General features: G+C 34.0%; 25 protein-coding genes and 1 other annotated feature. Of the genes, 17 read left to right on the top strand and 8 right to left on the bottom strand.

Annotated features, from left to right (window positions below):
- Positions 1-4 precede the first annotated feature (4 nt).
- From E5Z56_RS01985 to E5Z56_RS01950, 8 genes are read left to right on the top strand one after another with little or no spacing between them, the layout of a single operon-like run.
- Positions 5-277 carry a homing endonuclease associated repeat-containing protein gene (locus tag E5Z56_RS01985; RefSeq protein WP_138156297.1) on the top strand — a complete coding sequence of 91 codons (273 nt, stop codon included), beginning with the start codon at positions 5-7 and terminating at the stop codon, positions 275-277.
- Complete coding sequence (locus E5Z56_RS01980) at positions 267-530, top strand: hypothetical protein (RefSeq protein ID WP_022505465.1); 264 nt, start codon at positions 267-269, stop codon at positions 528-530. The genes E5Z56_RS01985 and E5Z56_RS01980 overlap by 11 nt, the downstream gene beginning before the upstream one ends.
- The gene (locus E5Z56_RS01975) at positions 514-1,998 is read left to right on the top strand and encodes a prenyltransferase/squalene oxidase repeat-containing protein (RefSeq protein ID WP_138156296.1); all 1,485 of its coding nucleotides are present in this window, start codon (positions 514-516) and stop codon (positions 1,996-1,998) included. Before E5Z56_RS01980 ends, E5Z56_RS01975 begins: the two co-directional genes overlap by 17 nt.
- Complete coding sequence (locus tag E5Z56_RS01970; protein ID WP_138156295.1) at positions 1,998-3,548, top strand: prenyltransferase/squalene oxidase repeat-containing protein; 1,551 nt, start codon at positions 1,998-2,000, stop codon at positions 3,546-3,548. Before E5Z56_RS01975 ends, E5Z56_RS01970 begins: the two co-directional genes overlap by 1 nt.
- Positions 3,548-4,099: a DUF4430 domain-containing protein gene (locus tag E5Z56_RS01965; protein WP_138156294.1), complete on the top strand. Its 552-nt coding sequence runs from the start codon at positions 3,548-3,550 to the stop codon at positions 4,097-4,099. Before E5Z56_RS01970 ends, E5Z56_RS01965 begins: the two co-directional genes overlap by 1 nt.
- Positions 4,089-4,985: an energy-coupling factor transporter transmembrane component T gene (locus tag E5Z56_RS01960; protein WP_175405341.1), complete on the top strand. Its 897-nt coding sequence runs from the start codon at positions 4,089-4,091 to the stop codon at positions 4,983-4,985. Before E5Z56_RS01965 ends, E5Z56_RS01960 begins: the two co-directional genes overlap by 11 nt.
- The gene (locus E5Z56_RS01955; protein WP_138156292.1) at positions 4,958-6,613 is read left to right on the top strand and encodes an ABC transporter ATP-binding protein; all 1,656 of its coding nucleotides are present in this window, start codon (positions 4,958-4,960) and stop codon (positions 6,611-6,613) included. The genes E5Z56_RS01960 and E5Z56_RS01955 overlap by 28 nt, the downstream gene beginning before the upstream one ends.
- Positions 6,606-7,283: an ECF transporter S component gene (locus E5Z56_RS01950; RefSeq protein ID WP_138156291.1), complete on the top strand. Its 678-nt coding sequence runs from the start codon at positions 6,606-6,608 to the stop codon at positions 7,281-7,283. The genes E5Z56_RS01955 and E5Z56_RS01950 overlap by 8 nt, the downstream gene beginning before the upstream one ends.
- 823 nt (positions 7,284-8,106) lie before the next feature.
- On the opposite strand, the gene nrdD is transcribed toward E5Z56_RS01950, so the two are convergent.
- The 5 genes from nrdD to E5Z56_RS01925 form a co-directional block, all read right to left on the bottom strand.
- Entirely contained in the window at positions 8,107-8,397 is a 291-nt protein-coding gene (gene nrdD / locus E5Z56_RS01945) for an anaerobic ribonucleoside-triphosphate reductase (RefSeq protein ID WP_022505458.1), read from the bottom strand.
- Between the two features lie 176 nt (positions 8,398-8,573).
- Positions 8,574-8,933, bottom strand: a complete 360-nt coding sequence (locus tag E5Z56_RS01940) for a type II toxin-antitoxin system PemK/MazF family toxin (protein ID WP_022505457.1) — start codon at positions 8,931-8,933, stop codon at positions 8,574-8,576.
- 100 nt (positions 8,934-9,033) lie between these two features.
- Positions 9,034-9,525 carry a hypothetical protein gene (locus E5Z56_RS01935; protein WP_138156289.1) on the bottom strand — a complete coding sequence of 164 codons (492 nt, stop codon included), beginning with the start codon at positions 9,523-9,525 and terminating at the stop codon, positions 9,034-9,036.
- A 66-nt stretch (positions 9,526-9,591) separates the two neighbouring features.
- Positions 9,592-10,458: an NAD(P)H-hydrate dehydratase gene (locus tag E5Z56_RS01930; RefSeq protein WP_138156288.1), complete on the bottom strand. Its 867-nt coding sequence runs from the start codon at positions 10,456-10,458 to the stop codon at positions 9,592-9,594.
- A 22-nt stretch (positions 10,459-10,480) separates the two neighbouring features.
- Positions 10,481-11,023, bottom strand: coding sequence for a DUF6106 family protein (locus E5Z56_RS01925; protein ID WP_138156287.1), 543 nt, complete (start codon positions 11,021-11,023; stop codon positions 10,481-10,483).
- A 177-nt stretch (positions 11,024-11,200) separates the two neighbouring features.
- Here E5Z56_RS01925 and E5Z56_RS01920 point away from each other — a divergent pair, with 177 nt between their 5' ends.
- From E5Z56_RS01920 to E5Z56_RS01895, 6 genes are all read left to right on the top strand, one after another.
- Positions 11,201-12,136, top strand: a complete 936-nt coding sequence (locus E5Z56_RS01920; RefSeq protein ID WP_175405340.1) for a DDE-type integrase/transposase/recombinase — start codon at positions 11,201-11,203, stop codon at positions 12,134-12,136.
- A 164-nt stretch (positions 12,137-12,300) separates the two neighbouring features.
- Positions 12,301-12,644 (top strand) — a binding site (T-box leader).
- 36 nt (positions 12,645-12,680) lie between these two features.
- A complete protein-coding gene (gene pheS, locus E5Z56_RS01915) occupies positions 12,681-13,733 on the top strand; it encodes a phenylalanine--tRNA ligase subunit alpha (RefSeq protein WP_138156285.1) in 1,053 nt (350 codons plus the stop codon).
- Positions 13,734-13,747: 14 nt separating this feature from the next.
- Positions 13,748-16,117, top strand: coding sequence for a phenylalanine--tRNA ligase subunit beta (gene pheT, locus E5Z56_RS01910; RefSeq protein ID WP_138156284.1), 2,370 nt, complete (start codon positions 13,748-13,750; stop codon positions 16,115-16,117).
- 158 nt (positions 16,118-16,275) lie between these two features.
- Positions 16,276-16,521, top strand: coding sequence for an IreB family regulatory phosphoprotein (locus tag E5Z56_RS01905; protein ID WP_022505451.1), 246 nt, complete (start codon positions 16,276-16,278; stop codon positions 16,519-16,521).
- 79 nt (positions 16,522-16,600) lie between these two features.
- The gene (locus E5Z56_RS01900) at positions 16,601-16,909 is read left to right on the top strand and encodes a hypothetical protein (RefSeq protein ID WP_138156283.1); all 309 of its coding nucleotides are present in this window, start codon (positions 16,601-16,603) and stop codon (positions 16,907-16,909) included.
- A 1,294-nt stretch (positions 16,910-18,203) separates the two neighbouring features.
- On the top strand, positions 18,204-19,853 hold the full coding sequence (locus E5Z56_RS01895; protein ID WP_138156282.1) for an AMP-binding protein: 1,650 nt from the start codon (positions 18,204-18,206) through the stop codon (positions 19,851-19,853).
- Positions 19,854-19,935: 82 nt separating this feature from the next.
- On the opposite strand, the gene E5Z56_RS01890 is transcribed toward E5Z56_RS01895, so the two are convergent.
- The gene (locus tag E5Z56_RS01890) at positions 19,936-20,781 is read right to left on the bottom strand and encodes a DUF624 domain-containing protein (RefSeq protein WP_138156281.1); all 846 of its coding nucleotides are present in this window, start codon (positions 20,779-20,781) and stop codon (positions 19,936-19,938) included.
- Between the two features lie 351 nt (positions 20,782-21,132).
- Between E5Z56_RS01890 and E5Z56_RS01885 the strand changes: the two genes are divergently transcribed.
- The 3 genes from E5Z56_RS01885 (at position 21,133) to E5Z56_RS01875 (ending at position 24,290) form a co-directional block, all read left to right on the top strand.
- Positions 21,133-22,467 (top strand): ABC transporter substrate-binding protein, encoded by a 1,335-nt coding sequence (locus E5Z56_RS01885; protein ID WP_138156280.1) that lies wholly within the window; start codon positions 21,133-21,135, stop codon positions 22,465-22,467.
- A 78-nt stretch (positions 22,468-22,545) separates the two neighbouring features.
- On the top strand, positions 22,546-23,415 hold the full coding sequence (locus tag E5Z56_RS01880; RefSeq protein ID WP_138156279.1) for a carbohydrate ABC transporter permease: 870 nt from the start codon (positions 22,546-22,548) through the stop codon (positions 23,413-23,415).
- Positions 23,415-24,290: a carbohydrate ABC transporter permease gene (locus tag E5Z56_RS01875; protein ID WP_138156278.1), complete on the top strand. Its 876-nt coding sequence runs from the start codon at positions 23,415-23,417 to the stop codon at positions 24,288-24,290. The genes E5Z56_RS01880 and E5Z56_RS01875 overlap by 1 nt, the downstream gene beginning before the upstream one ends.
- Before the next feature lie 357 nt (positions 24,291-24,647).
- Here E5Z56_RS01875 and E5Z56_RS01870 read toward each other — a convergent pair whose 3' ends face one another.
- Both E5Z56_RS01870 and E5Z56_RS01865 read right to left on the bottom strand, forming a co-directional pair.
- On the bottom strand, positions 24,648-25,424 hold the full coding sequence (locus E5Z56_RS01870; RefSeq protein ID WP_138156277.1) for a DUF4037 domain-containing protein: 777 nt from the start codon (positions 25,422-25,424) through the stop codon (positions 24,648-24,650).
- 79 nt (positions 25,425-25,503) lie between these two features.
- Positions 25,504-26,040, bottom strand: a complete 537-nt coding sequence (locus tag E5Z56_RS01865) for an inorganic diphosphatase (protein WP_138156276.1) — start codon at positions 26,038-26,040, stop codon at positions 25,504-25,506.
- Between the last annotated feature and the right edge of the window lie 94 nt (positions 26,041-26,134).

Here is a 26,134-nt window from a genome sequence, read left to right as displayed (position 1 = left end):
AATAATGGAAGAAAAACTAACTAAAGAAGATTGTATAATTCTTATAAAGAATAAATTTAATGAAAATAATGAACTGCCTAAGAAAAGTGACTTTACAGATTGGCAAGTTATGATGATAAAGTCCCACCTAGGTCCATGGCCAAGAGCATTGGAAAAGGCAGGAGTAAAGCCTCCTAGAGATGACAAAAAATTATTAGTAAAACAAGAGAAACGAAAAAGAGCAAAGGAAAGAAAAGCTCAGTATAAGAAAAATTGTGAGAAAAATAATGAAGAATAAAAATTCTAATAAAGAAAATAAAACTATGAAAATTAAGAAATTAACTTTGACTGTAATATCAGTAATTTTGCTAATTATTATTAGTTGTACAACTTGTTTTGCAACTGATGGTAGTAGTGGTGTTAGTGATGTTTATATATACATTATGTTTATTATTGTTACTGCAGTTGCAGTAGCTGAGGGTGTGTATATTGCATACCTAAAGATTTTTAAACTAAATAAAAAGGAAAAGAAAAATGCAGAGAAAAAGTAAGTTCCTAGTATTGCCTATTGTTGTTGCAATTTTCCTTTCTATTATAAGTGTAGGTTCGGTTAGTACTTCACTAAAGGGTAGGGAAGAATATAACGCTACAGGAAAGTACCTTGCTAATCAATCCCCAATTGTAGGTTCAATCGGTGGTGAGTGGGAGGTTCTTGGTCTTGCCAGGTCTGATTTAAATATAGACAAATCCTACTTTGAAAAATATCAGAATAATGTAGTAAATACTTTGGTGGAGAAGAATGGAGTTTTATCTACTGCAAAATACACAGAGTATTCAAGGGTTATCCTTTCACTAACTTCAATAGGCAGTGATGTTACTAATGTAGGTGGATATAATCTTTTAACTTATTTATCTGATTTTAATAAGGTGAAAAGGCAAGGTATCAACGGTCCTATATGGGCATTAATTGCACTTGACAGTAACAACTATGAAATTCCAACAAATGAAAATCCTAGTAACCAAACTACTAGGGAAAATCTAATTGAATATATTATAAGTAAAGAACTAAGTAACGGTGGATGGGCTTTAACCGGTAATACACCTGACCCTGACATTACTGCAATGGCTATTACTTCTTTGGCTAAGTATTATAATTCTAATGAAGAAGTAAAAAAGTCAGTTGACAGTGCTATTACTGCTTTGACAAAAATGCAAAATTCTTCAGGAGAATTTTCAAGCTTTGGTACAGTAAATAGCGAAAGTACAAGCCAAGTTATTGTAGCACTTTGCTCTTTAGGCATTAACCCTGACACAGATAAAAGATTTATTAAGAATGGCAAAAGTCCTGTTGATGTTTTGCTTTCTTATTATGTTGGCAATGGTTTTTCCCATACTAAAGGCAGTAACTATAATCAAATGGCTACAGAACAATGTTTTTACGGTTTAGTGGCATATTATAGACTATGCAACAACAAGAATTTCTTGTATAATATGACCGATGTGTATGAAAAGCCCTATGACCCTACTGTAACAGAGGCTACAACAACAAAGCCTGTCATTACAAAGCCAACTACAACACATAAAGCTACAACTACTAATCCTACTAAAACAACAAAAAATACTGAGGTAGTTTATACAACAGGTAGTTATAATTCTGTAACAGAAAATAATACTAACCCTACATATAACAACACAAATAATTATCAGCCTAATGATAATTCAGTTAATAGCATGGTAAATAATAATAGGGATAACAGTAGTGATAGTAGTGAAGAAACAGTAGCAGAAACTACTTCTAATACTGAAAGTACAACAGTAATTGGCACTACAACTTCAACAACAGAAAGTACCACAGTAACTAATAATTCTAATAATGAAAATAAAACTACTAATGTAATTACAAGGTCAAAGGACTATAAGGATGTTTTTATTAACCTTATTATGATTTTTGTGATAGGTGTTCTTGTAGTGGTTTTAGGTACATTAATAATGATGATTAAGAAGAAAAGTGATAAATAATGAAAATGATTAAGAAGATTATACCTTGTGTAATTGTAATGGTGATGATACTTTCTACCGTAACAGTTGCCTATGGTGCAGAAAGCAAAATATATTCTACAAAAGAATTAAAAACTATTTGTGATAATATTGTAAATTGGAAAAAATCTGACCAAAAGGTAAGTAAAGACAGTAATCTTTTTACCGGTGAATACCTAACTTATGCCGGTACTACTAATGGTGACTGGTATCCTATTGCTATGAATAGATTGGGTTATGATGATGACTATAATGCATATTTAACATCTTTAAAGGACTATGTGGAAAAGTCATACAAAACTCCTCAGAAGTTAAGTAAATATAAGTCAACAGAATGGCACAGAATTACACTTTCTGTTTTAGCTTGTGGTGGCAACCCTACAGACTTTGGCAAAGATAAAGATGGCAACAGTATCAACCTAATTGCTGACGGTACATATAACAGAGATGGACTAGGTAGGCAAGGCATTAACGGTTACATTTGGGCATTAATTGCACTTGACAGTAACAACTATTCTGTACCGAGTAATGCACTTAACAGTAAGGAAAGCATTATTAACAGTATAATCTCAGCACAAAACAGTGATGGTGGTTGGGCATTAACAAGTGGTGATTCTGATGTTGACTTAACTGCAATGGCTTTGCAATCCCTTGCTAAAAATCAAGATTATAAAAATGTAAAAGACTCTATTAACAAGGCACTTAACTACCTTTCAAAAAGTCAAAAAAGTAGTGGTGGCTATACAAGTTGGGGTACTGAAAATGTAGAAAGTTCAAGCCAAGTTGTAATTGCACTTTCTGCACTAAATATTAATGCTCAAACCGATAAGAGATTTATCAAAGGTAACAACACTTTACTGTCTGCTATAATGAAGTACAAAACTTCCGATGGTGGTTTTACTCATTCTTATGTAAATGATAAGGACAACCCTACAGCAGTAGCCGGTAAATCAAATTCTATGGCTAGTGAACAAACATTACTTGCACTTTCATCATATATCCGTTATGTAAATGGTGAAAAGTCACTTTATGACTTTACCGATACAATTTCTAAGAAAAGCCCTTTGACTGATAAAGATATTGAAAAGATTAATAATTTACCTAAAGATTTAACAACTGAAAATTATGGTGATGTTTTAGCTTTATTGGAAAAGGCTCAGTACAGTAAAAATGAAAAGTATGTTTCTACTTTGAAAAATGATAAAGCAGAAATAGAAAAAATACAGGAAAAAATTAATTCAATTAACACAACTATCAATTCACTTTATCCTATTGATAATGTGAAAATCAGCGATAAAGATAAAATTGAAAAGGTAATTGCTGACTACAACAGTTTAAGCCATTATGACAAAACAAAAGTTTCAGGCTTTGATGATACAGAAAGAGCCTTAGCAGTAGTTAGTGAAAAAACAAGAAATATTATAGTTTTTGCAGTACTTACAGTTGTGGCAGTACTACTGATACTATTTGTAGTTTTACGACTCAGAAAAAGAATTAAGAAGAAAAAAGAAATAGATTTTGAGGAAGAATAGTGAAGAAAGATATTCTTGCAATTTTTGCCGGTATAATAGTAGTAATAATATTAATAATGGGTACAGACTTTCAGTCTGTAGATGAATATTATCTAACCCATGTTGACGATATTAAACCGGATAGCAAAACAGTAACAATGACAATTGAATGTAAAACTGTCTTTGACAATAAGGATAAGCTAGACCCAAACTTAGAGAAGTATATTCCAAAGGATGGATATATTCTAAAGAAAACTAAGTTTGTACTTAACCCTAAGGATACTGTTTTTGATATTCTTGACAGAGTAACTCGCTACAAGAAAATCCAAATGGAATACCAAGGTGCTGACCTAAATAAATACGGTAGTGCTTATATTGAGGGTATTAACTACCTTTATGAATATTCTTGTGGAGAATTATCAGGCTGGATGTATAAGGTGAACAATAAGTTTCCGAAGTATGGTTGTTCTAATTACAATCTCAAAGACGGTGATGATATTGTCTGGTCCTATACCTGTGATTTAGGCAGAGATGTTGGTTGTGATTTTGTGGAGGAAAACAATGGAAAGTAACAAGTTAAAAAGTTTTGCCACAATTCACCCTGCAGTTTTGATGGTGTATTTTCTAAGTGAAATTGTGATTTCTATGTTTAGCACCAACCCTATAATTTTAGGTGTAGGGTTAGTTGGTGGACTTTTGTTTTTCTTAATGATTCAAGATATAAAGGTGTTCCTAAAGGACTTAACCTTTTACATTCCTATGTTCCTATTGATAACAATTATCAATCCATTATTTTCACACAACGGTGTAACACCACTGTTCTTTATGAACGGCAACCCTGTAACTATGGAGGCAATTATTTACGGTATGGATATTGCCCTAATGTTGATGGCTGTTATCTACTGGTGCAAGTGCTATAGCTTAATTATGACTACCGATAAGTTTCTTTATCTTTTCGGTAAAGCTATTCCTAAACTTTCCCTAGTACTGTCAATGGCACTAAGGTTCATACCTTTGTTTAAAGAAAAGTTACATGAAATCAGAAATGTACAAAGTTCAATAGGTCTGTATGACAGAAAAGGCTTTGTAAACAAGATAACAAGTGAATTAAAGGTGTTTTCTGCACTAATAACTTGGTCACTTGAAAATTCTGTAGAAACTGCCTCCTCAATGAAAGCCAGAGGCTATGGACTAAAGGGAAGAACTCACTTTTCTATGTACAAGTTTAGGTCAAGGGACTTAATGTATCTACTTGCTATTGTAATTTTCTTTGGCATAGTAATTGTGGGTATGGCTATGGGAGTAACTGACTTTAGCTTTTATCCGGAAATATCAAATTTTAATTTTGGCATTAGTCAGATTATTGTATATATTAGTTTTGCTTTATTATCATTTATACCATTTGTATCAGAAGTTTGGGAGGTGATTGTGTGGAAATACTCAGTATCAAAGATTTAACATTTTCTTATCCGAATAAGGAAAACTTTGCACTACAAAATGTGAACCTATCTATTAACAGTGGTGACTTTGTTGTGGTGTGTGGTCAGTCAGGTAGTGGCAAAACTACACTTCTTAGAATGTTAAAGAAAGAGATTGCACCACATGGTGAAAAGCAAGGTGCAGTTTTTTATAAAGGTGAAGATGTAGAAAAGTTAGATGACAAAATTTCTGCACAAAAAATAGGCTTTGTATTCCAAAAGCCTGACCAACAAATTGTTACAGATAAGGTGTGGCATGAACTTGCCTTTGGACTTGAAAGCCTAGGTTATGACTCTGACTATATAAGACTGAGAGTAGGGGAAATGGCAAACTACTTTGGCATTACAAGTCTCTTTAGGAAAAAGACTACCGAACTTTCAGGTGGTCAAAAGCAGTTAATGAACCTTGCCTCAGTTATGGCAATGTCACCTGATGTTATTATTCTTGATGAACCTACCTCTCAGCTTGACCCAATAACTGCAAATGACTTTATTACAACCTTAAAGAAAATCAATGATGAACTTGGACTTACAGTTATTATCATTGAACATAGACTTCAAGAAGTTTTCCCTATTGCCGATAAAGTTGCAGTTATGGAAGATGGCAAGGTGATTTGTTACGACACACCTAGGAATGTGTGTGAAAAGCTAAGTAACCATCCTATGTCACAAGGTTTCCCATCAGCAGTACGAATTTGGCAAAAGTCCGGTGGCAAAGGTGAATGTCCTTTAACAGTAAAGGAAGGTAGAAATTTTATTAACTTAAATTTCTCTGAAAGAAAATTACCTTTGCGAAATACTATTCCAAATACAGAGGATATTATCACCCTAAAGGATGTGTTCTTTAGATATGAAAAAGGTGGAAATGACATTCTTTCCGGTACAAATTTAAGTATCAAAAAAGGTGAACACTTCTGTATTTTAGGTGGTAACGGTTCAGGTAAAACCACAACCCTGAAAATTCTTGCAGGACTTCTAAAGCCATATAGAGGTAAAGTTATTATTGATAACAACAAAATGACTAAAAAAACTACTGCCGATTTTAACCGACTGGGTGTTGCAATGTTGCCACAAAATCCTGAATCGGTTTTCCTAAAATCTAGGGTAATTGATGACTATACTGAACTTTGCAAAATTAAAGGAATTGAAAAGTCAGCTTATGAAGAAAAGATAAATTCAGTAGCTGAAAAGTTAGGAATAAAGGACTTGTTAGAGAACCACCCTTATGACCTTAGTGGTGGTGAAATACAGAAATGTGCTTTAGGAAAAGTCTTAATTTCTGAACCGAAAATTCTATTACTTGATGAGCCTACTAAGGGTGTGGATGCTTACAGTAAACTTTCATTAAGCAAGATTTTGCAAGAGATTAGGTCTGATGGTGTGACAATTATTACAGTAACCCATGATGTAGAATTTGCCTCAATTGTAGCAGACAGATGTGGTCTTTTCTTTGATGGGGAAGTACTGTCCTCACTTGTACCCCAAGAATTTTTCTCAAAAAATAATTTCTATACCACAGCATCAAGCAGAATTTCTCGTGATAAATTTGCAAATGCAGTTACTGTTGATGATGTAGTTTCTCTTATAAAGGAGGAACAAAATGGCTAAGAAAATAATCAAACTTTCATTTCTCATAATATTAGTACCACTTGCCGTTATATTAGGTGTGGTGGTTTTTAAGGATAGGTCATATGCTTGGGTGTCACTTTGTGTGGCATTATTCTCCCTAGTACCACTGTTTTTGACATTTGAAAGAAAGGACACCAACACCACAAAGTTAGTTATCTTAGCAGTAATGATTGCACTTTCGGTAGCCGGTAGATTTCTCTTTTCATTTATCCCACATTTTAAGCCGGTAACTGCAATGGTGGTAATAACCGGTATTTATATGGGTTATGAATATGGCTTTATTTGTGGTGCATTTACTGCACTTATCTCTAACTTTATTTTCGGTCAAGGACCATGGACACCATTCCAAATGTTTGCTTGGGGACTGATTGGATTATTAGCAGGTTTACTTGCTAAAATTCTTCAAAAGAATATTATTATCCTACTAATTTTCGGTGCATTAGCCGGTGTGCTGTTCTCATTCCTTATGGATGTGTGGACAACATTTTGGTATGACGGTACATTAAACTTTTCAAGATTTATAGCAAATATTGTAACTGCAATCCCTGTTACAATCACCTATGCCGTTTCAAATGTGGTGTTCCTCTTTGTACTAATAAAACCAATCGGCAAAAAACTAGAGCGTATAAAAATAAAATACGGTCTGTAATTTTAAAATAATATTTTAATTAAATATAAATACAAATAATCAAGAGTACAGTTTGAATTGATTAAAATTTTTCAGTTCTTTCTGTACTCTTTTTATTTTTTCAATTTTGATTTTGTATAAGATAAATTGGTTTTACAAATTAGGGTTTTTCAATTTTGTCTGTGGGTAAAGGTGAGAATGATAAATTAGGGTTTGTCTTTTTAATTTTAGTTGTGGTGTTAAGGCATATTTCTTTTAAATTCAATCGGCTATAAACATAAATTTATAGTGAGAATATATACCTTAAAATAATATGAAACTATGACTCACAGGTGTAGGGTCCACCATTGGTGGACCGAGCAAATCAGCCTTTATAGAGGTACATTGCCCTATATAGCAAGTGATAATTTCTAGTTTCTACATAGGACAAAGTTACATAATATATTTTACTATTAAACGGGCGAACAATGTTCGCCCCTACATCTGTGAGCCATAATATGATATAAAAATCGGTACTGTTTATGCTACATAATATTGTTATATTATTAATTGTGCAATAACTTGGTATACAAGAGAGAAAGGACATAGTATACACTTTTTAGTATTTAAACATCACTACAAACCCAAATTTATACTACTGATTTATCTTAACGCACAATCAAAATTAAAAAAAACTAATTTATCTAACTAACATTTACACGAAAACAAAAGAAAAGTGGCTATCCTTATGGGTAGCCACTAATTAGATAAAAGGAGAAGATTATAAACAATATTCTCTGTATATTTAATTTTGTTTAAGTTATTTCAAGTTCTTAAAGATGTATCTATAAAAATCTATTAAAACTTAAGCAATTTCTTCAGCTGAGCAACACTTTGTTAGGCTATGCTTAACTCTATCGTTAACTTCAGCTCTTTTAGCATCATTAAATCTGTCAACAGTACCTACTAGGTAACCTGTGATTCTTCTGATTCTTTCAAAAGGAACTTCGTCATATGTGTAGTTAACATCAACATATTCACCGTCAACAGTAATATCAACTGTCTTGAAATATTTATCAGGATTTTTTTCCTTTAACTGCTGTACATATAGATTAGCTTCTTTTTTACTCATATCGCCATTAATTGTTAGTGTCATAACTCTTACCTCCATTATTTGTTATTCTTCTTTTTTGAGTGTACATCTATATTACCACTATATATTGTGGTTTTCAAGTGTTTTTTACAATTTTTGTGCAATATTTTGTTTACAATATAATTTCTGTATAGGCAATAAATTTGTGTATTATCTCTAAAACTCTTACTACAAGGTAGTTATGTAGTAAGTCTGTTGTTTATACCGAATGAGATTGATAGTGCTTCATCAACTTGATTCATAGAGTTAAATTCAACTTCCCCCATCTTTTCTCTAAGTCGCTTTTTGTCTATTGTGCGAATTTGTTCCAGCAAAACTACAGAGTCCTTTGCCAGTCCACTTTTGCTACCGTTTATCTCAATATGTGTTGGAAGTTTAGCCTTTTGGTGTTGACTTGTAATTGCTGCTGCAATAACTGTCGGTGAATATTTGTTGCCAACATCATTTTGTACAATAAGTACCGGTCTGACTCCTCCTTGTTCACTGCCAACAACAGGACTTAGGTCAGCATAATATATATCTCCACGCTTAACTGTCATAATTTCACTCCCAGAATTTTTCTATTAATATTGTTGCCAAAACAATTTCTTTTTATTCTTTGACATTATATATTACGGAAAAATTCACTTGGGGTTAATGTTAACTATTACTAACCTTTTGAGGAATTGCTTTTCCACTAACAAAGGTTATGTGAATATCACTGTTGCTTATACTGTCAACAAAACCATTGTTGTTGACCTTTAGAACATAATCATCAATTTTCATTTGATAAAATTCACCTTTATCTTGTAACAATGACTTTGAATTATCAAACTCATCAAGAACATTTTTCATTATTTTTATAGGTGCTTTGTTGTTAAATTTGCTTATATCATATGTACAGTTTAAACCTTGAAAAGTCATTTTCACAGAATTATTTTTTACTTTATATGTATAGCCCTTTAGATTTTCAGGAGAAGTAATTTTCAGAGAAATATCACCGTCACTGTTCCTACAGAAGTCACCTTTTCCACTAAAGTCACTGTTACTGATAAATACCTTAGCAGAAAAATAATTATTTACTGTTATTTCTTTCTTGCAACCTGAGAATAGAAAAATAATTGCAAAAAGAAAAAACAAACCTTTCTTCAAATTATCACCATCCGAAATTGAAATGTTTGTTTTTTACTTCTTAATTTTTATTTGTTCTTTGCTTTACTATTCTATATTTTTAAACACTTTGTAGATGTTGTCAACAATATCACTTGGCAACATAGATGCTTCACCAAGAACCTTTTTTGCTTCATCACCGGCACTGCCATGGATAAAAACACCACAACATGCACTGTCAGTAGGTGAATATCCTTGTGCAAGTAGGGAAGAGATAATTCCTGCCAAAACATCACCACTGCCACCGGTAGCCATTCCCGGATTTCCTGCATAACTAATATATGTTTCTTCACCGTTAGAAATAACTGTGTCAGCACCTTTTAGAACAGTTACAACACCGTATTCTCTGCTAAAGTCCTCTGCTACCTTTTGTGGATTAGCTGAGATTTCTTTTACCGAAAGTCCTGTCAGCCTACTCATTTCTCCGGGATGTGGTGTAATGATAATATCACAACTTTTTTCCTTTAGTAAATTTATATGATTTGAAATACAGTTTAGACCATCAGCATCAAGCACCATAGGAATTTTACAGTTTTTCACAATATACTGTACAAGGTTTTCTGTATCTTCATTGTGAGAAAGTCCACAACCAATAAGTAGAGCCTTTGACTTTCCTATATTTTCATTTATAGTGTCAATATTCTTCATACTGAAAGAAAGTTTATCACCGTTATCAACCGGTAAGAAAACTGCTTCCGGTACAACTTGTGCAACAATAGGATAAACTGATTTCAATATTAATAGTCTAAGTAGTCCAACACCTGTCCTTAAAGCAGATTTAGCAGATAAAATCTCTGCACCTGCCATACCATAACTGCCACAAATAGATAACAAAGAACCCATACTACCCTTATGGGCATTGTATGGGCGTGGTTTAATAGTATTTTTTAGGAACTGATAATTAATTTCTTTCATAATCTTGCTCCATAATAAACAATTATTTTACATTTCTAAGTAACTTAACAACCTGAATTTGAATACTTGGGTTTAGCTTTGGTCTCATACCCTCAAGAATAGTATTGTTAGGTTTCATAACTACTGCAAGGTTGCCCCTTGCCTCATTATAATATGTAAAGGCATAAACATCATCATCATTAACATCATCAACTGCAATGTAATATTTGTTGATTTTCTTGCCGGTATATTTTTCGTTAAACTTAACCATTTCTTTGATTTCGTCAATACGAAGTCTGACAATCTTTTTTCTTCTTCTCTTTGCAATAATCTTGTCAACATTAAGAGTATTGTCAACTACAGAATATTCATATTCAACCTTTTGATAATTAATAAGCAAAAGTGCAAGTGGCACTAAAGCAAGAAGTAGGAAAAATCCTATGTAAATAAAGTATGCAGTAATAACATATGCTAAGCTGATACATACTGCCGGAATAAGCAAAGCCATAACTATATATACAACTGCTAAAATATTATCCTTAGCTTTTCTTTTTCTCTTAACTACTTGTTCGCAAAATCCGTCCATTTATATCTCTCCTTTACTAATAGAATGATAACATAAATAATAAAAAAATACAACAAAATAATTACAATGTATGTGCTAAAATGATATGACCCAATAAAAAAGAGGAGTAACTTCAAAATATGGTATAATGGAATCGCTAAAAAACATTAACCTAAGAAAGAAGTACTCCTCATGAATATGATAACACAAGAAGCAAAGAAAAAGCAAGCCATAGTAAAATACGCACTAAGAAAAGGAAAAAGCAAAGCAAGTAGAGTGTACGGTGTAAGTCTTTCAAGCGTAAAGAGATGGTGTAACCAATATGACGGTACCTGGCAATCGCTATTGCCTAAATCACACAGACCACATAGTCATCCTAACAGGCACACAAAAAGAGAAGAAAGACAAATTAGAAATTCTTTCAAAAAGTGCTATGAAAGATATGGATGGGATGGAGTATACAGTGATTTAAAGAGAAAAGGATATACAAGAAGCTACTCAGGAATGATATATGCAGCTAAAAGAATGGGCTTAGTAAAATATAAAAAGACCAAGAAAAAGAGCCGTAAGCATAGAAGATATCCGGAACTGTTAATACCTGGAGAAAAGGTGCAGATAGATGTAAAAGAAGTGCCATATAATTGCTTAAGAGGTAAGGCTTTAAGGGACGGAAAGCATTTTTATCAATGGACTGCAATAGATGAATGTACAAGGATGAGATTTGTATATGGGTTTGAAGAACATACACGAAAACTCAACCAAATTTTGAAATTGTTATTGAAAGAATTTCCGTTTAAAATACAGACTATTCAAACAGATAACGGAAGAGAGTTCACATATAAATATCAGAGCAGTGAAGTGAAAAGTCCTTTTGAAATAGAATTAAACAAACTAGGTATAAATCATAAATTAATACCACCACGAACACCTTGGCACAACGGAAAGGTAGAAAGAAGTCATAGAAACGACCAAAGATATTTCTATGAATGGGAAACATTCAGAAATATTGAAGAATTAAACACAAAATTAAAAGGACATTTGGAATGGAGTAATAACAAAACAATGAGAACACTTGATTACAAGAGTCCAATGCAGTTATTGAGTGAAAAGTTAGAATTGAAATCCATTCATTAATTAATATTCATAATCAAAAGTCAGTAAAACAAGCGAAATATTAAATCGTATTTTATTTTTACCCTAAAATGGGTCATATCTATTTACAACACAGAAAAAAAATACAACAAAATAATTACAAATACTTGCATTACACATTGATAAATGTTAATATAATAGAGATATGTAACACTATGACGAAGAAAGTAGTGACTAAAGAAATAATCAAAGAGATTTTTGCCTTGGCTGAAAGCAAGAAATTATTTTTAGTTATGAAGTTCCCTTATGAGTGGCAACGCTGAACAAAATGTTTATTGAATTTGTTTGCCTATTAATAACAATCATTTGTAGGATGAACATTGTTCCACCGTTTATTAACAAACGATTTGTAGGGGCGAACATTGTTCGCCCGTATATTAAAGAAACATTTACAGTAGGTGTTGACGGTAGTCACCGTTATATGACAACAGAGTGTTTGCTCAGTGCAAAAATGTGGGTGGTACCACGGATTTAATTATTCGTCCCAGAGGTTTTCTCTGGGACTTTATTTTTTATGGAGGTAAAAATGGACGAAAAAATCATTAATCTAAAAAAAGAATTAAAAAATGAACTTGAAAAAATCCAAAACCTCGTTGACCTTGACAAAGTAAGAGTTGCTTACCTTGGTAAAAAAGGTAGTGTAACCGGTCTTTTAAAGGGAATGAAGGAACTTTCTAATGAAGAAAGAAAAGAATTTGGTAAGAAAGTAAATGAACTTAAGGCAACTGTTGCAAAGAACATTGAAGAAAAAACTGCTGAGCTAAAGGCTAAGGAAATTGAGAAAGAAATTAACTCAATGCCTAAGATTGATATTACAACTCCTGCTAATTTAGTTAGAGGTTCATATCACCCAATCACTCTTGTACAAAGACAATGCGAAGAAATTTTCCGTTCAATGGGCTTTACTGTTGAGGATTATTCAGAAGTTGTTACTGACTATGAATGTTTTGAGTCCCTAAACATTCCTAAGCATCACCCTGCAAGAGATATGCAGGACACATATTATCTTGAAAACGGTCAGCTACTAAAGTCACAGACTTCAGCAGCACAGAATGCTATTCTTAAGAAATACGGCAAGAATCTAATTGAAAATGATGTACCAATCAGAGCAATTTTCCCGGGCAGATGCTTTAGAAATGAAGCAACCGATGCTTGTCACGAAAACACATTCTTCCAGATGGAAGGTGTTATGGTTGATAAGGACATCAGCATTTCAAACCTAATTTACTTTATGAAAACAATGCTTTCAGAGGTTTTCCAAAAGGATATTAAGGTAAGACTTCGTCCCGGTTTCTTCCCATTTGTTGAACCGGGTTTTGAACTTGACATTAGCTGTCTAATTTGTGGTGGTGAAGGTTGTGCATCTTGTAAGCACAGTGGTTGGTTAGAACTTTGCCCATGTGGTATGATTCACCCTGAAGTTCTAAAAGAAGGTGGCATTGACCCTGAAAAATATACAGGCTTTGCCTTTGGTCTTGGTCTAACAAGACTTGCTATGATGAAGTACGGCGTAAAAGATATTAGAGATTTAAACAGTGGTAACTTAAAGTCATTATCACAGTTTACTGACGATAAATAAGGGAGGTTTTAATTATGTTTTTATCTATGAACTGGATTGAAGATTTTGTTGACCTAAGTGGTCTTAACAAAGTTGATTTAATTCATCAATTCTCCCTTTCTACTGCAGAGGTTGAGAATGATATTTTCTTTAAAGGCTCTGATTTAAGTGGTGTTGTTGTAGCAGAAATTAAGTCTGTTGAAGAACACCCTGAGTCAAAGAAACTTCACCTACTAAAAGTTGATGCCGGTGAAGATGAATTAACTGATGTTGTTTGTGGTGCACCTAATGTAAGAGTAGGTATGAAAACTGCTTTTGCTAAGGTTGGTGCTAAGATTGGTGAAATTGAAATTGCACCTAGACCACTTGCCGGTTATATGTCAAACGGTATGTGTTGTTCTGAGGCTGAAATCGGTATTAGTGACGATAACTCAGGTATTATGGATATTACTGATGATGTAGCTAACGGTACAGATATTAAAGAAGTTTATGCTATTGACGATATTATCTTTGAAGTTGACAACAAGTCACTAACTAACCGTCCTGACCTATGGGGTCACTATGGTATTGCAAGAGAATTTGCAGCTTTAGCAAACAGAGAACTAAAGCCACTTGAAGTTGACGATTTAAAGGCATATGACAATCTACCAAAGATTGATATGAAAATTGAAGACCCTCTATGCCAGAGATATTCTTGCTTACAGGTTGAAAATATTAACAGAAACATCAGCCCTGTAAATATGAGAATCAGACTATTCTACTGTGGTATGAGAGGTATCAACTTCCTTGCTGACTTAACTAACTACTTAATGCTTGAAATGGGTCAGCCAATGCACGCATTTGACTCAAGAAAAGTTGAAAAAATCAGAATTAAGCGTTTTGATAAGCCATTTACTTTCCAGACACTTGATGGTGTTGACAGAAACATTGATGAAAACACATTGATGATTTGTAACGACAACACACCTGTTGCTATTGCAGGTATTATGGGTGGTCTTGACTCTGAAATTGTTGACGATACAACAACACTTACCCTTGAATCAGCTACATTTGACTCAGTATCAGTTAGAAAGTCAACTGTAAGACTTGCTCACAGAACAGATGCATCTATGAGATATGAAAAGTCCCTTGACCCTGAAATGACAGTTACTGCTATCGGTAGATTTGTTAACCTACTAAAGAAGTACGACTCAGACATTAAGGTTGTTTCTTCTCTAACAGATGAATATGCTTATCACTACGATACAGTAGAACTTGACTTTGACAAGAACTTTGTTGACAGATACACAGGTATTGAAATCAGCAATGATACTATTGTAAAGACTCTAGAGTCACTTGGCTTTAAGGTTACTCTTGAAAATGACAACTTTGCAGTTGTAGTTCCTTCATGGAGAGCAACTAAGGATGTTACCATCAAGGCTGACATTATTGAAGAAATCACAAGAATTTACGGTTACGATAACTTTGAAATCAATACAACTCGTTCACCACTTTATCCTGTAAGAATGGATGAAGTTAAATCTGATGAAGAAAAAATTAAGGATATGCTTGTTAAGAAGTATAATCTTCACGAAGTACATTCTTATGTATGGGCATATAGTGATGAACAAAAGGCACTTGGTATTCCTGTAGAAGAAAATATCAAACTTGCCAACGCTACTAACCCTAACATTGAAACAATCAGAAAATCAATTATCCCAACTCAGCTATGTCAGGTTAAGTCAAATGTTGGTTATGCTCCTGAATTCGGTATCTTTGAAATCGGCAGAGTTGTTGAAGGCTTAGATAATGACAATAAGTGCATTGAAAAGAAGAATCTTGCTATTACACTATATAGCAAAACTGCTGATATTAAGGACCTTTACATTGAACTAAGAGATATTCTTGCTACAATTACAGATGACCTAAAGCATAAGGCATTAACATTTGAAGTAATGGAAGCTACTAAGAGCTATGAACATCCTGTTAACCTAAACAAGGTTATCCTTGATGGCAAGACTATCGGCAAGGTTGGCATTGTTCATCCTGTAGTAAACAAGAATATTGATAAGAAAGCAAATATCGTATTTGCCGAGATTGATATTAAGGCATTTGCAGGTGTTGAGAACTCAAGTATTCAGTATGAAGAACCATCAAAGTTCCCGCCAATGACATATGACCTAAGCCTAGAGCTTTCTCCTAATGTTTTCTACTCTCAGTTACAGGAATGTTGGAAAAATGTTGGCACAGAAATTCTTAAAAACACAAAGATTGTTGACACATATGACACAGACACAATCCACAGTATGACAATTCGTTTTGAATTTTCTTCCAACGAAAGGACACTTTCTTCTGCTGAAGTTCAGGAAGTTATGGACAAAATTGTTGAAAATCTAAAGGGAATTAATGTTTCTTTAAGAGGTTAATTTATAGGGCTACTACTAAATATTGTGGTAGTCCTTATTTTTTTGTTCAAAATATGCAATATTCTGTTGACACAAACACCTTTATATGTTAGTATTATATTAATTGATGATAAGGGTGTATAGCCTTTATTACTACTTATAGTTGGAGGTGTTTCCTTATGTTAGATAAGACAATGATTTTCTCAATTAACGGTGACCGTGATCAAGAGATTAAGAATGCAATGATTTCTGTTTATAATTCTCTAAAGCAGAAAGGCTATAACCCAATTAATCAGCTTGTTGGTTACATTCTTTCAGAAGATCCTACCTATATCACAACATATAATAATGCTCGTAACATTATTAGTTCTATTGACAGGGATGAGTTACTGGAAGCACTTGTGAAATCATATTTGAATATTTAACAAGTATTTTTGGAAGAAATTTGAAATTCGCAAGTGCCTACTACACTTGCGTCTTTTTGTGAAAGAAGGTTTACTTTTTATGGCAGATAAAAAAGAATTTATGACATACAAGGGCAAGCCACTTGTAAGATGTGGCAATGAATTATATTACGGCAGTATGGATGAACCTTATGTTATCCATCTTGTTGTTAAGTCAACTAAAGATGTTAACGGTCTAAAGATTGCTGATAAGGTGGCTATTCAGCTAATGGCTACTGACCCTGACCTTTCTCCTAGAAAGCAAATTGTTAAGTCCAGCGAAAAAGCCGGTCTTTTCCTTGCTATGGATATTGCTGAAGCATGGCTACGCAAAGCCCTAAAGACTGCTCAAGCAAATAAAGCTAACTAATTTGTTTTAGTTGTAATTAGACTTTAGTTGCATTTAAATTTTAAGTTGTAATTGAATTTTAGTTACTGTCAAATATAATTTGAAATAAAATTTAAGAAAATTTAAATCGAAAAAACTCCCTTTTTAGGGAGTTTTCTTTTTGCCTTTATTTTCAATTTTATATTTAAATTTTATTATGGTTATTATAATTATTTTCCGTTGCAAATTGCTTTTCTGAGTTTTTGTGTGTAAATATTAGTTAGATAAATTAGGGTTTGTAGGGATGAGTACAAAGTGTTAATTTTCAGCAAATAAGGCTCCCTTGTGTAAAGGGAGCTGTCGCTCGTAAATTGGAAGAATGACAATTTACTCTTAAAGAGCGACTGAGGGATTGTTATGGTACAAACTTATTTACTATATCAATTTTATTCGATAAATATATGATGTAGGGAACGAACAGTGTTCGTTCCGTTATTATAGATGACTTTTATCTAATCGTACACATTTCATCTAAAGGACACTATCTACCGTGACAATCCTCCCGTCAGCTTAACGCTGACACCCTCCTTTACACAAGGCGGGCTTTTGTCTGTGCAAATTTCAAATATCTACATAGGGCATTATACCTTTATTTAGGCTAGTTTGTAACGGGACATCAATGATGTCCCCTACAACTGTATCTCATAATGTTCATTGTATTTTATAGTTAGAAATAAAGGAAAGTTTCTTCTATGAAGATATTTTAAACAAGTTTAAAATATCAACCACTCCTTCAGTCATTCTTTAAAAGGTGAATTGCTTTGCAATTCACGAATGACAGCTCCCTCAGCGAGGGAGCCTTTGTCTTTACCATAATTTATACTAATTTATCAATCTCACCTATAACCATAATCAGATTTTAGAGCCTAAATTTGTTGTACAAATTTACCTCTATGTACAAACGAAATTGAAAAAACTGAAAATTACAAACAACATCAAAAAACAAAAGCTCCCGAAATGGGAGCTTTTTTAGTTATAAAGTAATAGGGAATAGTGAAAAAGTATCAATAACCCTATTTCCATAACAAGCCCGGAATGACAGGAGCAGGCATTTGGGATTACAAACAGCCTCCACCAAAGGGGCATTTCACTTAGCAGGGGAATACCTTATAAATAAGGGGAGCCTTTGTTATTTATGCATAATCTGCATTAACTTATTCAAAATATTATTACATTTGCATTGTATGTCGGATTGTAAAAGTATTATCCCTTTCGTATAATATAATTGTAAAAACGAAAGAGTGATTTCAAAATTTAAAATTTAAGGAGAATGATTATGCAGTTGTTTAATGATTTTTGTAACTATACCTTGGACGAAAATGGAGTGCTGAACAGTTTTCAGCTTGATTATCCCGAAAACTACAACTTTGGCTATGATGTTGTGGATAAAATGGGGGAGCTTGCACCAAACGACATTGCTATGGAGTGGACAAACCCCGACCATCTTCACAAGACATTTACCTTTGCCGATATAAAAAGACTTAGCAATAAGGCGGCAAATGCCTTTAAAAATCAGGGTGTTAAAAAGGGCGACAGAGTGATTGTAATTCTTAAAAGGAATTATGAATACTGGTACATTGTTCCCGCACTTCACAAGCTGGGCGCTATCGTTATCCCTGCAACAAATATGCTCACCCTTGACGACATCACATACAGAGTTGACACAGCGGATATTCGCTTTGCAGTTTCCACACCTGACGGTGACACAGCGGAAACTTTAGTTAAGGCATCAAAGGAAAGAACGATTCTTGAAAAGGTTTTTGTTGTACGCAGAGATGTGGAGGGCGCTGTTAATTTTACAGATGAAATTGAAAAGGCTGACGACAACTTTGAAAGAGTTGAAACCCTTGCTAAGGAGCCAATGCTCATATACTTTACATCAGGTACAACAGGCTACCCAAAGGCTGTTATGCACGACCACACCTACACACTTTCCCACATAATCACAGCAAAGTTTTGGCAGGATGTAAAGGAAAAGGGACTTCACCTCACAGTTGCGGAAACAGGCTGGGGTAAGGCTTCATGGGGCAAAATTTACGGTCAATGGCTTTGCGGTTGCGGTGTTATGGTTTACGACTTCGACCATTTCTCACCTGACAAGCTGTTGAGAGTTATGGAAAAGTACAAGGTTACATCTTTCTGCGCACCGCCAACAGTTTACCGCTATTTCATCAAGCGTGGAATGAATAATTACGACCTTTCTTCATTAAAGCACATCACCACAGCAGGCGAGGCACTTAACCCTGTTGTATTCAAAAAGGTTTTTGAGCAGACAGGACTAAGACTTATGGAGGGCTTTGGTCAGACAGAGTCTGTACTAATGATTGGCAACCTTGTGGGGAGTGAGGAAAAGGTTGGTGCTTTGGGCAAACCAACACCACTTTACAACACAATGATTGTTGACGACAGCGGTAACGAGCTGCCTGCAAACGAGGTTGGCGAAATTGTAGTTGTCCCACAGGAAAATCAGCACGGCATCTTTATGGGCTACTGCGGTGACGAAAAGCTGTACGAAAAGGTTTGGAGAAACGGCGTTTATCACACAGGGGACACAGCCTACAAGGACGAGGACGGATATTACTGGTATGTTGGCAGAATTGACGACCTTATCAAGACAAGAGGCTTTAGAGTAGGACCTTTTGAGATAGAAAATGTACTGATGAAGCACCCTGCTGTTATGGAATGTGCAGTTATCGGTGTACCTGACGAGTCAAGAGGTCAGGCAATCAAGGCAACCGTTCACCTTGCAGAGGGCTACACAGAGAGCAGAGAGCTGAAAAGAGAGCTGAAAACCTTTGTAAACAGCCGAGTAGCCTCCTACAAGCACATTCAGCACCTGGAGTTTATTGACGAAATGCCAAAGACAATCAGCGGAAAAATCAAAAGAACAGACATCAGAGAAATCGACAGAAACAAGATTTGCTAATAAAATGCAGAATTTAGATATAACAAAAGCTCCCATAATGGGAGCTTTTTTGTTTCTTATAGGTAGTAATAAAATTGAAAAATCACTTATCTTTCTTAATCATTCTACCGTTAACAAATACATATTCACTGTCTTTATTTTCATCCATAAGTTTCTTTTCTTTTTCAATATCTCTTTCCTTAGGAAGTACAACATATCTGTCATCTTTCTTAGTGAAAGAACCAACTGCCTCTTGCAATGGCTTTGAGATAATAGAAACAACAATGTAAGTATAGAATAGTGGGTAAATAAGTGAAACCAAAATACCTGCAATCAGTAGCCATACATTACTTGTTAGCATAATTGCAAAGAATGCCACAGCAGTAGGTACTGCAACTGCAAGTAAAGTTAAAACACTTCTTAAAATCTTGCCAAATACAAGTATAAATGAGTTCTTGTACACTTGAAGTAGCTTAATATCATATGTAATGTTCATCATAGGCACATAGAACATTGTAGCCACCAGCATTGCACTAAAGAATAAATATAGTGTAAGCAATGCACTGTAAACTGCACTGACACTTGCCATTGAATAGTAGTAAAGAATTGCGAAAACTGAAAGTGTAATTATAAGGTAAGTTATGATACCGTTAATTAAAAATGTTTTCCAATTTTCTTTTACAGAAGTTTTGAATGTATCAAGTACATTAATATCTTCCTTTTCAATTGCAATTTTCCTAATTACCATTACAAGTCCGGCATAAAGTGGGTAAGCCGGTATAATTCCTAAAAACCAAACTATTACATTTTGAAAACCTGTTAAGTAACCTATCAAACCAAATATAGCAAAGCATATGGTTGAGGGAATAGTATATAAAAGATTTGCAAACATAATTTTTGGGAAATTAGTGAAAAATCTTGCAAAAGCAGAGTTTTTAAAGCTTTTCATTCAATCATTCCTTAAAATTTTTTCTTTTTTATAGTACCACAACAGTAGTTGAATTTGCAACAAATAAATCAAAATTGTTATATTCTTTAAAAGAACAAAATACCTTAAAAACCTAGTGTTTACCACAAAATAACTGAATAAAAATATTAATAAATTTAGAAAAATTTTGAATATATTGCGAACATCTGTAACAGTCTGTAAATTAAATTACACATATTTTATAAAAAATATTAGTCAAAACTATTGTATTTTTATAAAAAGTGTGTTAAACTGCAGTTGTGAGGTTGAGGAGACACTCCTCAAATTCGTCTTCTGATAAGGCGAAAAATTTTTAAGGACAAGGTGAAAAAAATGAAAAAAGAAACAGTGAAGAGAATCGTAGTTGCCGGCGTGGCAGGTATGATGGCAGCTACTTGTTTAGCTGGTTGTGGCACTTCAAGTTCTAACGATAAGGACAGTAGTGGTGCTAAAGGTCAGGTTTATTATCTAAACTTTAAACCTGAACAGGATCAGGCTTGGCAGAAGTTAGCTAAGGAATACACAAAGGAAACAGGTGTTAAGGTTAAAGTTCAGACTGCTGCCGAAGGTAAGTATGAAGAAACTCTTACATCTGCAATGGATAAGGACAATGCTCCTACACTATTCCAGGTTAACGGTCCTGTTGGTCTAAAAAACTGGAAAGACTATTGTCTAGATCTTAAAGATTCTGACATTTACAAGCAGTTAACAAGCGATTCATTTGCACTAAAGGACGGCGACAGTGTATCAGGTATTGCTTATGTTATTGAGTCATACGGTATCATTTACAACAAGACTCTACTTCAAAAGTATTGTGATTCTTCATTTGCTACAGTTAAGAAGATTGAAGACATCAACAGCTTTGATAAGCTAAAGACTGTTGCTGATGAAATTCAGAAGAACAAAGATAAGTTAGGTGTTAAGGGTGCCTTTACTTCAGCAGGTATGGATAGTTCATCTGACTGGAGATTTAAGACTCACCTAGCAAATATGCCTATCTACTATGAATACAAGAAGGACAACATTACTTCTACAGATGCTATCAAGGGTACTTACCTTGATAACTACAAGAAGATTTTCGATCTATACATCACAGATTCAACATGTGCTCCTACTGCTCTTGCTAACAAGACAGCTACTGACTCAGAAACAGAATTCATTAAGGGTCAGGCAGTATTCTTCCAGAACGGTACTTGGGAATATGACGCTATCAAGAAGGGCGGCCTAAAGGACGACGAAATGGGTATGCTACCTATTTACATCGGTGTTGACGGTGAAGAAAATCAGGGTCTATGCACAGGTTCTGAAAACTACTGGTGTGTAAACAGTAACGCTTCTGAAGACGATCAGAAGGCTACTCTAGACTTTATGAAATGGTGTGTAACATCTGACAAGGGTACTTCTGCAATGGCTAACGATATGGGCTTTGTAATCCCATTCAAGGATGCTAAGGAAGCTACAAACGCTCTAGTTAAGGTTGCTGACAAGTATGTATCTGACGGTAAAGAAGCTGTTTCTTGGAACTTTACAACAATGCCTAGTGAAGACTGGAAGAACGGTGTTGGTACAGCTCTAACACAGTATGCTGCCGGTACAGGTAAGTGGGATGATGTTGTTAAGGCTTTCGTTGACGGTTGGAAGACAGAATACGCAAAGGCTAACGGCTAATTAATCCTTTAATTATTGAACTTAGTTAGGGGGCGTATTCGCCCCCTATAATTTTGAAATAAGAAGAAAGGTGAGAAAATGGTAAAGAAACATAAAAAGTATTTTCTGATTTTCGTATTACCAACATTAATTGCCTTTGCTATCGGTTTTATTTATCCCTTCTTTCAGGGTATCTATCTATCATTCTGTAAGTTCCATACAGTAACTGATGCTAAACTGATTGGTTTTGATAACTATGTAAAAGCATTCCAAAATGAAGCCTTTATCCATTCATTCTGGTTTACAGTTTTATTTGTTATTGTTTCAATAGTTCTGATTAACCTTATTGCTTTTGCAGTTGCATATGTTCTAACCCTTGGTATTAGAGGTTCTAATATCTTTAGAACAGTGTTCTTTGTTCCTAACCTAATCGGTGGTATCATCCTTGGTTACATTTGGAAACTTATTTTTGATGGTATCCTACATAACTACGGTACTAACCTAGCACTTAACAGTACTTATGGTTTCTGGGGACTTGTAATTCTGATGTGTTGGCAACAAGCTGGTTATATGATGATTATTTATATTGCCGGTTTCCAAAGTGTTCCTAGTGACCTTTATGAAGCAGCAAAGATTGACGGTGCTAACAGAAGACAACTTCTTACTAAAGTTACTATTCCTATGATGGCACCATCAATTACAATTTGTACATTCCTAACACTAACAAATTCATTTAAGCTATTTGACCAGAACCTAGCTTTAACAGCAGGTGCTCCGGGTGTAGTAACTGACGGTGGTGTAACCATTAAGCAAACGGAAATGATGGCACTTAATATTTACAACACCTTCTACTCAAACGCTAACTCTCGTGGTGTTGGTCAAGCAGAGGCAGTTATCTTCTTTGTAATTGTTGTTGTAATTGCTCTTGCTCAGCTATACTTCACTAGAAAGAGGGAGGTGCAGCAGTAATGGCAAAGGTTAAACCTAAGGAAAAACAACCTAAGAAAAAGCAAACTTTAGGTATGAAAATTTTGACAGTAGTATTTTCTGTTATTTCAATTTTCTATGTGTCACCACTATTTATTGTTTTGATGAACTCCTTTAAGTTTAAGACAGATATTAGTGACAAACCATTTGCTTTCCCAAATGCTGACACTTTCTATGGTTTCCAGAACTATATTAAAGGTATGACATTTGGTAACTTCTCTTTCTGGAAAGTTGTTTTAACAAGTTTATTTATCACTATCGGTGGTGTATTCCTAATCCTACTTTGTACATCAATGACTGCATGGTATGTTACAAGAGTTAACTCAAAGATTTGTAAGATTATTTACTACTTCTGTGTATTCTCAATGGTTGTACCATTCCAGATGGTTATGTACACACTTTCTAAGACTGCTGATAAGCTACACCTAAATTCACCTGTTGGTATTTTGGTTGTTTATCTGGGATTTGGTGCAGGTCTTGCAATCTTTATGTTCTCCGGCTTTGTAAAGGGTATTCCTATTGAAGTTGAAGAAGCTGCAAGTGTTGACGGTGCAGGTCCTCTTAGAACATATTTTGGTGTTGTTGTTCCTATTATGAAGCCAACTATTATTTCTGTTGGTATTCTGGAAACAATGTGGATTTGGAACGACTACCTACTACCATACCTAATCTTTAGTGGTACAAACTATAGAACAATCCCTATTCACATTCAGTACCTAAACGGTAGTTACGGACAAACGGATATGGGTGCTATTATGGCACTTATCATTGTAAGTATCTTGCCAATCATCATCTTCTACTTTGCTTGTCAGAAGTATATTATCGAAGGTGTTGTTGCCGGTGCTGTTAAGGGATAATTCTTTGTTAATGTTCATTTATAATTTAAAATAATTCTATGTAAGAAATTATGTGTTTAATCATAGTTGATTTGCAGTTAATTTATTTGCTGGATTATGGTTATATTTGAATTATAAAATTAAAAGTTACAGACCCTCATTTGAGGGTCTGTTTTCCTTTTGTTCTTTCAGTTTTGATTGTATGTAAAGGAAAATTTGATAAAATCATTTATACACTAGGACAAACAAAATTGAAAAGTTAATTTTACAAAGTACAATTCAAAATATTTAATGTGCAAAAAAATCTCCATCATTGATGGAGATTTTGAAATATGCTAAAATACAAATTAAGTGTTAAAAATTTAAATTTTATGATTATTATATTACTTTTTTTATTTCTGTTACAATGTTTTCTAATATAAGAAGTGTATTTTCTTTATCAGAAAACATATTAGAGAACAGACTTGTTAAATTTTCTTCAAAATTTTTTGGAAGAATTTTACCATAACCTTTAGCATATTCAACCATTCTCTTTTCACCGGGATGAGTCATTTTGTTTAGTGCAAATATTATATCAAAGTACGACTCAACAAATGCTGATATTCTGTGGTTGATACTAGGCAAATCATTTCTGTTAAGTGCTTTTGTAATTTGCTTATCATAGGAAGGCAAAATTCCGGATAACAAATTCATATTTTGACGAGTAATATTTTTTTTTAATTCTTCCGGATAAGGCACAGAAAATCTGTCTTGCATTTTCTTAAATTTATCATTCTTATCATATAGAATTTTACTGTGTAGAACATTGTGCCATATGCAGGTTGTGTAACCATTGTGTGGGTTGTACTTTTCTACAACAGAAGAAAGTTCTTCTGTAATAGTGTCAATATTTCTGTAAAGAATATCAATATCAATGCCATTCTTTAATGTGCAATTGTCCTCTAATTCCCAAAAGTGATTACCGAGTTCAATGTAGTCACAATATTTTTCTAGGATGCTTTTTCTTACTTCATCACTTGGAACAGTATCACAGTAAATGTATAAGTCGTAATCTGATTTTTCATCATACTTTTCACTTGCCCTAGAACCGGCTAAAGCAATAGATTGAACCTCATTAAGGGTAGAAATTTCTTTCCATAGATTTTCAAAAAACATAACATCACCTAACTTAAGTAGTATACAAAAAGCCCACAAATTTTTGAATCAGTAGGCTTAGTAAAAACTTTATTATATTTTATGCCATTTGGAAGTCACGAATGTAACTGTCAATAGACTTTCTGATAACTTCCTTTGCATCATCACAACCGTTGATTTCTGTAACAGTAGTAACCTTGTCATTTTCAAGTGTTTTATAAACCTGGAAGAAATGTCTGATTTCTTCAAAATAATGAGTAGGTAGGTCAGAAATATCACTGTAACCGTTGTAGTTAGGGTCATTAACAGGAACTGCAATGATTTTTTCATCATTGTGGTTATCGTCAATCATAGTCAGTACACCGATTGGTTTACATTCAACTAATGTCATTGGCTGAATTGTCTCACTGCATAGTACAAGTACATCTAGTGGGTCACCGTCATCTGCGTATGTACGAGGAATAAAACCATAGTTAGCCGGATAGTGGGTGGATGTAAAAAGCACTCTGTCCAATTTTAGTAATCCTGTTTCTTTGTCTAATTCGTATTTATTCTTGCCACCCTTAGAAATTTCAATAACTGCATAAAACTTGTCTGTTGTAATTCTTTTTGGGGAAATATCGTGCCAAATATTCATTTATTATCATTCCTTTCCTTATTTGATAACTATATTTTATTTTAAATTTTACCTATTGTCAATACGATTTTACCTATTGATAATACTTTTTCTT

The organism is Ruminococcus bovis, assembly GCF_005601135.1.
Lineage (GTDB): Bacteria > Bacillota > Clostridia > Oscillospirales > Acutalibacteraceae > Ruminococcoides > Ruminococcoides bovis.
The sequence above is the reverse complement of the archived record's forward strand: the minus strand, read 5'-3'. Positions and strand labels throughout refer to the sequence as shown.